Raw genomic sequence first — 7,421 nt, forward strand, 5'->3', positions numbered from 1 at the left:
CGCGGGCGCGGCGCTGCGCCTGGATGGCGAGTTCGCAGGTCAGGTCCACCCAGGGGGAGAACAGGGCGAGCCCGGCGGGGATCGGCAGGCCGAGCCGGCACAGCTCGCCGGCGAGCGCGGCGGCGAGGTGCCCGCCGGCCGAGTCGCCCGCGACGACGATGCGGGAGGCGGGAATGTTCCGCGCGAGCAGCAACCGGTAGGCGCTGACGGCGTCCTCCAGCGGCGCCGGGAACGGATGCTCGGGCGCGAGCCGGTACCGGGGCGCGAGGACGGGCAGGCCCGTGTCGTGCGCGAGCCGCGAGGTGATCGGACGGTGCGTGCGCGGCGAGCAGACCACGTAGCCGCCGCCGTGCAGGTACAGGATGGCGCCGTCGGCCTTTCCCTCCGGGACGTCCCGGGGGATGACCCACTCGCCCCTGATCGGACGCTCGTCGCCGTCGCCGTCGCCGTCCGCGGACCGCTCGTTGAGTCCCTCGATCCGGACACCGGAGCCCGGCCGCAGCAGCAGCGACGCGGCGTCGACCGTGGAGCGGGCGGTGCGGATGCCGGTGGCGTGGCCGGGGAGGTAGTGCAGAAGCGGACGGACGCCCAGACGCAGAGCGCCGCTGATTGCTCGGCTGCGAACGCTCGGGCTGTCCATCTGACCCCCCTTTGATATTTCGCGTTGTCTGACCTGTATGCCCCGTTTTACGGAGTAATTCACGTCACAGTTTCGTACTGAATCCTTGAAGACCGCAGCGGCGGCCGGGCAGGGCGTGTGAGCCGGGCCACGTGACGGGCGCGATACCGTGAGGTCATGAGCAGTCCCGCGCCGTCCCCGCGCTCCGGTCCCGAGAACTGCGGGCTTGAGATCTTCTGGGACGAGCGGCTCATCTCCTACGACTTCGGCCCCGGCCACCCCATGAACCCCGTGCGCGTCGAGCTGACGATGGCGCTGGCCCGGGAGCTCGGCGTCCTGGACCGTCCCAACGTGCGGGTCTCGGCGTTCGAGGCGGCGGGCGACAAGCTGCTCCGGCTCGTCCACGAGGAGTCCTACATCGCGGCGGTCAAGCAGGCCGGCGCGACCGGGCTGCCCGAGATCCGGCACGGCCTCGGCACCCCCGACAACCCGGTCTTCCTCGGCATGCACGAGGCGTCCGCCCTGGTCGCCGGCGCTTCGGTCGCCGCCGCCGAGGCGGTCTGGACGGGCCGCGCCGAGCATGCCGCGAACATCTCCGGCGGCCTGCACCACGCGCTGAGCGGCGCCGCCAGCGGGTTCTGCGTCTACAACGACCCGGCGATCGCGATCGCCTGGCTGCTGGAGAACGGCGCCGAACGCGTCGCCTACGTCGACATCGACGTCCACCACGGCGACGGCGTGCAGGACGCCTTCTACGACGACCCGCGCGTCCTGACGATCAGCCTGCACGAGACGCCGCGCACGCTGTTCCCGGGCACGGGCTTCCCGGACGAGACGGGCGCGGACGGCACCTCCGTCAACATCTCCCTGCCGCCCGGTACCGGCGACCGGCAGTGGCTGCGCGCGTTCGACGCGATCATCCCGCCGCTGCTGCACCGGTTCCGGCCGGACGTCCTCGTCACCCAGCAGGGCGCGGACGGGCACGCGCTCGACCCGCTCGCGCACCTCCTCCTCAGCGTGGACGGCCAGCGGACGGCCTACGCGCTGCTGCACCGGCTGGCGCACGAGACGGCGGGCGGCCGCTGGGTGCTCACCGGGGGCGGCGGCTACGAACTGGTGCAGGTGGTGCCGCGCGCGTGGACGCATCTGCTGGCGGAGGCCGCGGGCGGGCCGATCGCGCCGGACACCGAGACCCCGCGGGAGTGGCGCGACTTCGTCCGGCGGCGGACCGAGGAGATCGCCCCGCGCCGGATGACGGACGGAACGCAAGTGGTGGAGGTCAGCAGGTGGGGGAACGGCTACGACCCGAGCAGTCCCATCGACCAGGCGGTGCTGGCGACGCGGCGGGCGGTGTTCCCCGAGCACGGCCTCGACCCGCTGACGGACGAGTGACCCCCGCGCCGGGCAGGGACGAGCTGCGCGCCCACCTCGTCCGCACGATGATCGCGGGCGATGTCGCGACACCGCGCCAGAACAACCTGCTGCACTACCGGCGGATGGCCGCCGGCAACCCGTACTACCAGTTCGGCCTGGAGTTGAAGCCGTCGTGGACGGAGCGGACCGTGCTGGAGATGATGGTCGAGCGGTGCGGAGTCAGCCCCGACCCCAGGCATCTGTACGGCGACGACACCATCGATCCCGACATCACGCTCGACACGCTTGAGGCGATGGGCGACCGCATCGGCCTCGCGGCCCGCCGCAGGGAGAACGTGGTCATCGCGACCGGTCACCCGGCCACGCTGACGCCGCTCTACCAGGCGGTGGCGCGTGCGCTGACCGAGGCGGGCTGCCGGGTGCTGACGCCCGCGACCGGCTGGACGTATGAGATCGAGACCGGGTACGGCGGCCTGGACCTGCGCCGCCTCGTCTACGCCGAGCACGGTGTCGCGATGCTGGAGGGCGACGACTACCGGACCCACCACACGCACGACCCGCACCCGATGGAGGCCATGCTCCGGGAGCTGTCCCCTAGCGCTTCCGGGGAGTCGGTGGAGGCTAAACCTGATATTTGGCCGGATCTGGCCATCGCTGATCACGGCTGGGCCGGAGCCGCCGGTCAGGCCGGCATCGACACCGTGGGGTTCGCGGACTGTAACGACCCCGCGCTGTTCGCCGGGGCCGCCGAGGGCAAGATCGATGTCGTCGTCCCGCTCGACGACGGTGTCTCCCCGCGCCACTACGCGCCGCTGACCGCCTACATCCTTGATCGGGCGGGGCTGGCCCCGGCGAGCTGAGCCCCGTCCCAGCCCGCGCCCGGCCGACCGGTGCCCGTCCGGCATGTCACAGGGGGTGACAAGGCCGCCGTAACGGGACGGATGAGCTTGTGCGACGCCATCGAGGGCAGCGGAACCGCAGGTCAGTGCGGGATCCTGGTTGACGACCGTTCGTTGTGACACGGATAGTGCCGTTACGTCCACGTTGAGTATGGAATCGACACTGTATCCCCACGGTCAGGTCGGGATACGGAAATGTGCGGAACTCCCCTCTTGCGACTGCCGGTGCGCGATTTACGCTGGAGGAAGTACACGTGCGTGATCGAAGTCACCCGAAGGGCTGTGCGCGGCACGTGTGGAAGAGGGCGTCCGATGAACTCAGGCGAGCGACCTCTGAGTGAGGTCAGGTTCCTGACCGTGGCCGAAGTGGCCTCGGTGATGCGGGTGTCCAAGATGACCGTCTACCGCCTCGTCCACTCGGGCGAGCTTCCCGCGATCCGCGTGGGCCGCTCGTTCCGGGTCCCCGAGCAGGCCGTTCACGACTACCTGCGCGACGCGTACATCGAAGCCGGATAACGGGTAAGGGCGGGGCATGAGCCATGACCCCGCCCCGTACTCCGCACCCGGCCGCGCAGGGGGCCTCGGGGCGATCCCCAGGGACCGCCCCGGAGCCGGGGACGCAGGACGAGGACCGGCCGGCGGCCTCGCGGCCGCCGGAGCCGGTACCGGGGGAGCGGGGGCAGCGCCTCCGCCGTCCCCGGCCCGGCGGGACGGTCCGGACACCGAGCGGGACGGGCGGCGACCGCCCGCCCCGGTTCGGCGGTGCCCGGCGCCGTGCGAGGCGCGGTGCCGGATGCCGCAGGTCGGTCCGCGATGCGATGCGGCCGGCCGCGAGCCGCCTCCGCGGCGCCATGAGGCGGGCCGAGGCATGATCTCCGCCCGTTCGGCGGTAGTCTTGTGCGACCGACCGTGCACGCTTCATGGGCCATGCTCGCCCGCGGCACGTTCGTCTCCTGCACATCACCCGATACGCCGAGCGAGGTCTCGTGGGCTCTGTCATCAAAAAGCGCCGCAAGAGAATGGCCAAGAAGAAGCACCGCAAGCTGCTGAAGAAGACGCGAATCCAGCGCCGCAACAAGAAGTGAGCCCGTAGGGGGTGGAGCGCACGGTGTCCTCCATGCCCGTCGCCGCGGCCCGTGTCGTCCTCGTCACGGGCGTCTCCCGTTTCCTGGGGGCGCGGGTCGCGAACGCGCTGCAGGCGGAGCCCGGGATCGAACGGGTCATCGGGGTGGACACGGTGCCGCCCGCCGAGTCCCTCGGCCGCACCGAGTTCGTCCGCGTCGACATCCGCACGCCCGGCATCGCGAAGATCATCGCGTCGGCGGGGGTGGACACGGTGGTGCACCTCAACCTGGTGACCTCCTCGGCCGCCCCGCGGGCGAAGGTGAAAGAGCTCAACATCATCGGGACGATGCAGCTGCTCGCCGCCTGCCAGCGCTCACCGGACATGCGCAAGCTCGTCGTGCGGTCCTCGGCGGCCGTCTACGGGTCCTCGCCGATGGACCCGGCGGTCTTCACCGAGCGCGACGAACCGGCCGAGCCGCCGAGGAGCGGCTACGCCAAGGACGCGGTCGAAGTCGAGGGCTACGTCCGCGGGCTGATGCGGCGCCGCTCCGACCTGACCGTGTCGGTGCTGCGGTTCGCGAACCTCCTCGGCCCGGGCGTGGACTCGCCGTTCACCCGCTACCTGCACCTGCCGGTCGTCCCGACGGTGCTGGGCTTCGACCCGCGGCTCCAGTTCGTCCACGAGGACGACGGCGTCGAGGTGCTGCGGCGCATGACGGTCGAGGCGCATCCCGGCTGCTACAACGTCGCCGGGGACGGCGTGCTGCTGCTGTCCCAGGCGCTCCGTCGCGCCGGACGGCCGTACCTGCCCGTCCCGTCGCCGTCCCTCTCGGTGCTCGGCGACATGGGACGCCGCTTCGCGGGCCTGTCCGGGTTCTCGCCCGAACTGCTGCGCTGGCTGACGTACGGGCGGGTCATCGACACCACCGCCCTGGAGACCGAGCTGGCGTGGCGCCCCAAGTACAGCTCCGAGGCCGCCTTCGCCGACTTCGCCGCCGCCCAGGGCCTCACCCACAACCGGCTGACGCACCTGCTCGGACGCGCCTGAAAGGGGAGCCCGCGATGTTGAACGCCCGCCACGCGGACGACGACGAGGACGCGCAGGTCATCCCGCTGTCCCCGGACCGCCAGGACTCCGCCGGCGACTCCCCCGCCGGGCCCGGCCTCCTCGAACGCGGCATCGCCTCCGGGCTGGCGTTCCTGCGCCGCCGCCTGGCCGGCGACTACGAGGTGGACGAGTTCGGCTTCGACCCCGAGTTCACCTCCACGGTCCTGCTGCCGCCGGCCCGCGCCCTCTACGAGCACTGGTTCCGCGTCGAGCTCTGCGGGCTGGAGAACGTCCCCGAGGACGGTGCCCTGCTCGTCGCCAACCACTCGGGCACGATCCCGCTCGACGCGCTGATGCTGTCGGTCGCGCTGCACGACCACGCCGACCGGCAGATCCGCCTCCTCGGCGCCGATCTCGTCTACCAGATCCCGATGCTCGGCCACCTGGCCCGCAAGGCCGGCCACACCCTCGCCTGCCAGGCCGACGCCACCCGGCTCCTCGCCAAGGGCGAGCTCGTCGGCGTCTTCCCCGAGGGTTTCAAGGGCGTCGGCAAACCCTTCTCCGACCGCTACAAGCTGCAGCGCTTCGGCCGCGGCGGTTTCATCGGCACCGCGCTGCGCGCCGGCGTCCCGATCGTCCCCTGCGCCATCGTCGGCGCCGAGGAGATCTACCCCAAGATCGCCGACCTGCGTCCGCTGGCCCGGCTGCTCGGCCTTCCGTACTTCCCGATCACCCCGACGTTCCCGCTGCTCGGCCTCGCCGGCCTCGTCCCGCTCCCGTCCAAATGGGTGATCCAGTTCGGCGAGCCCATGACGCTGGACGGCTACGAGGCCGACGACGCCGACGACCCCATGACGGTCTTCGAGCTCACCGACCACGTCCGCGAGAACATCCAGCACATGCTCTACGAGGCCCTCCTGCGCCGCGGCCCCGCCTTCCTGTGACCGGCGAGCCGAGCGGCTCGTCCGTGATCGCCTGCGCCGGCCCGCGCGTCCCTAAAGTAGGCGCATGCCGCTCCGAAGCCGGATGGTCGCCCGTGACCTGGCCGAACCGCACCGCGTGTCCAGCCCGCTGGAGCTGCTGTTCGACCTGACGTTCGTCGCCGCCGTGTCCCAGGCCTCCGGGCGCCTCGCCCACGCCACGGGGACCGCGCACACCGGGGACGCCATCGCGCCGTTCCTCATGGTGTTCTTCGCCATCTGGTGGGCGTGGATGAACTTCACCTGGTTCGCCTCCGCGTACGACACCGACGACGTCCCGTACCGCGTCATGACGTTCGTGCAGATGGCGGGCGTCCTCGTCCTCGCGGCAGGGGCGCCCGCCGCGTTCGACGGCGACTTCACCACGGTCACCCTCGGCTACCTCGTCATGCGCGTCGGCCTGGTGAGCCTGTGGGTGCGCGCCGCGATCGCGCATCCCGCCGGACGCACCACGGCCCTCCGCTACGCCGCCGGCCTCTCGATCGTCCAGGTGTTCTGGCTGTCCCGGCTCGCCCTTTCCGGCGGCGGCCCGATGTGGCTGTTCTTCGTCCTCGTGGCACTGGACCTCTCCGTCCCGCCGATCGCGGAGCGTTCCGGCACGACGGCCTGGCACCCGCACCACATCGCCGAACGGTACGGGCTGTTCACGATCATCCTGCTGGGGGAGAGCGTCCTCGCCTCGACGAACGCCGTCCAGGACGCCGTCGAGCACGGCCTGCACGCCGACCTCGTCACGATCGCCCTGGCCGGTCTCGCCATCCTGTTCGCGCTCTGGTGGATCTACTTCTCCGAGCCGGCCGGGGAGGGGCTGGAGCGGCACCGCGACAGGTCGTTCGTCTGGGGCTACGGCCACTACCTCGTCTTCGCCGCGCTCGCCGCCATCGGCGCGGGCCTCGAAACGGCGGTCGCATCGGCGGGCGGGCACACCGGAGCGGGGACGCGGACGGTCGTCGCCTCCGTCGCCGTGCCCGTCGCCGTCGTCCTCGTCATGATCTGGGCCTTGCACGCCCCCATGCGCCGCCCGGCCGTCCGTCTGGAACTCGTCGGGGCCACCGCCGCCCTGATCCTCCTCACCCCGTTCGCCGCCCCCACCATCGGCGTCCCCGCAAGCCTCGTGGCCATAGCCGCCCTCCTCGCCCTCCTCCTGACCACCACCCTCGCCCGCGAAGCCCTCGGCGGGGTCACCGGGTGACCCCGCCGTCCCCGCTCTCGGCCCGGACGCCCCGAAGACCGCCCGTGTCCTGGCGTACCGCGAGGGCGGGCGGTGCCGTCCCGGCGATCTGAAGGAGAGCGCCGTCACCCACGTCCCGGTCGTCGGCCTGCCCGACCCGGAACTGGCCCTCGTCTGGCGCCGCGGCCACGAGACAAGCGGGCGGAGATCCAGGCCAAGCGGACCCGTTCGGCGGCCCGGCTGCTGAAGAAGCGGGCGGGGCGTG

The 7,421-nt window shown here is 72.0% G+C and carries 9 protein-coding genes; 7 read left to right on the forward strand and 2 right to left on the reverse strand.

The features are described 5' to 3' along the window. On the reverse strand, window positions 1-640 hold a 640-nt coding region (locus tag AF1_RS30665), incomplete at its 3' end, for an alpha/beta hydrolase fold domain-containing protein (protein WP_157419358.1). A 156-nt stretch (window positions 641-796) separates the two neighbouring features. On the opposite strand from AF1_RS30665, the gene AF1_RS30670 reads away from it, so the two are divergent. The 7 genes from AF1_RS30670 (at window position 797) to AF1_RS30695 (ending at window position 7,177) form a co-directional block, all read left to right on the forward strand. Continuing rightward, window positions 797-2,011: an acetoin utilization protein AcuC gene (locus AF1_RS30670; RefSeq protein ID WP_407642182.1), complete on the forward strand. Its 1,215-nt coding sequence runs from the start codon at window positions 797-799 to the stop codon at window positions 2,009-2,011. Beyond that, window positions 2,008-2,853, forward strand: a complete 846-nt coding sequence (locus AF1_RS30675) for a phosphatase (RefSeq protein WP_067807325.1) — start codon at window positions 2,008-2,010, stop codon at window positions 2,851-2,853. The genes AF1_RS30670 and AF1_RS30675 overlap by 4 nt, the downstream gene beginning before the upstream one ends. A gap of 351 nt (window positions 2,854-3,204) precedes the next feature. After that, a complete protein-coding gene (locus AF1_RS30680) occupies window positions 3,205-3,408 on the forward strand; it encodes a helix-turn-helix domain-containing protein (RefSeq protein WP_067807328.1) in 204 nt (67 codons plus the stop codon). Between the two features lie 470 nt (window positions 3,409-3,878). Continuing rightward, window positions 3,879-3,977 carry a 30S ribosomal protein bS22 gene (locus AF1_RS33850; RefSeq protein ID WP_018654693.1) on the forward strand — a complete coding sequence of 33 codons (99 nt, stop codon included), beginning with the start codon at window positions 3,879-3,881 and terminating at the stop codon, window positions 3,975-3,977. A gap of 32 nt (window positions 3,978-4,009) precedes the next feature. After that, window positions 4,010-5,005: an NAD-dependent epimerase/dehydratase family protein gene (locus tag AF1_RS30685; protein ID WP_067807343.1), complete on the forward strand. Its 996-nt coding sequence runs from the start codon at window positions 4,010-4,012 to the stop codon at window positions 5,003-5,005. 14 nt (window positions 5,006-5,019) lie between these two features. Beyond that, window positions 5,020-5,949, forward strand: coding sequence for a lysophospholipid acyltransferase family protein (locus AF1_RS30690; protein WP_067807331.1), 930 nt, complete (start codon window positions 5,020-5,022; stop codon window positions 5,947-5,949). 64 nt (window positions 5,950-6,013) lie between these two features. Next, window positions 6,014-7,177 (forward strand): low temperature requirement protein A, encoded by a 1,164-nt coding sequence (locus AF1_RS30695; protein WP_067807334.1) that lies wholly within the window; start codon window positions 6,014-6,016, stop codon window positions 7,175-7,177. Here the strand turns inward: AF1_RS30695 and AF1_RS30700 are convergent. Then, window positions 7,167-7,346, reverse strand: coding sequence for a hypothetical protein (locus tag AF1_RS30700; protein ID WP_067807336.1), 180 nt, complete (start codon window positions 7,344-7,346; stop codon window positions 7,167-7,169). The two genes, AF1_RS30695 and AF1_RS30700, sit on opposite strands and share 11 nt — an antisense overlap. Window positions 7,347-7,421: the final 75 nt, after the last annotated feature.

This window comes from Actinomadura formosensis NBRC 14204 (assembly GCF_001552155.1).
GTDB classification, from domain to species: Bacteria; Actinomycetota; Actinomycetes; order Streptosporangiales; family Streptosporangiaceae; genus Spirillospora; species Spirillospora formosensis.

What these genes read in the sequence shown, in the direction of transcription:
- AF1_RS30690 (WP_067807331.1), top strand. Translation starts at nt 5,020, where the DNA reads ATGTTGAACGCCCGCCACGCGGACGACGACGAGGACGCGCAGGTCATC.
- AF1_RS30680 (WP_067807328.1), top strand. Translation starts at nt 3,205, where the DNA reads ATGAACTCAGGCGAGCGACCTCTGAGTGAGGTCAGGTTCCTGACCGTG.
- AF1_RS30685 (WP_067807343.1), top strand. Translation starts at nt 4,010, where the DNA reads ATGCCCGTCGCCGCGGCCCGTGTCGTCCTCGTCACGGGCGTCTCCCGT.
- AF1_RS30670 (WP_407642182.1), top strand. Translation starts at nt 797, where the DNA reads ATGAGCAGTCCCGCGCCGTCCCCGCGCTCCGGTCCCGAGAACTGCGGG.
- AF1_RS30695 (WP_067807334.1), top strand. Translation starts at nt 6,014, where the DNA reads ATGCCGCTCCGAAGCCGGATGGTCGCCCGTGACCTGGCCGAACCGCAC.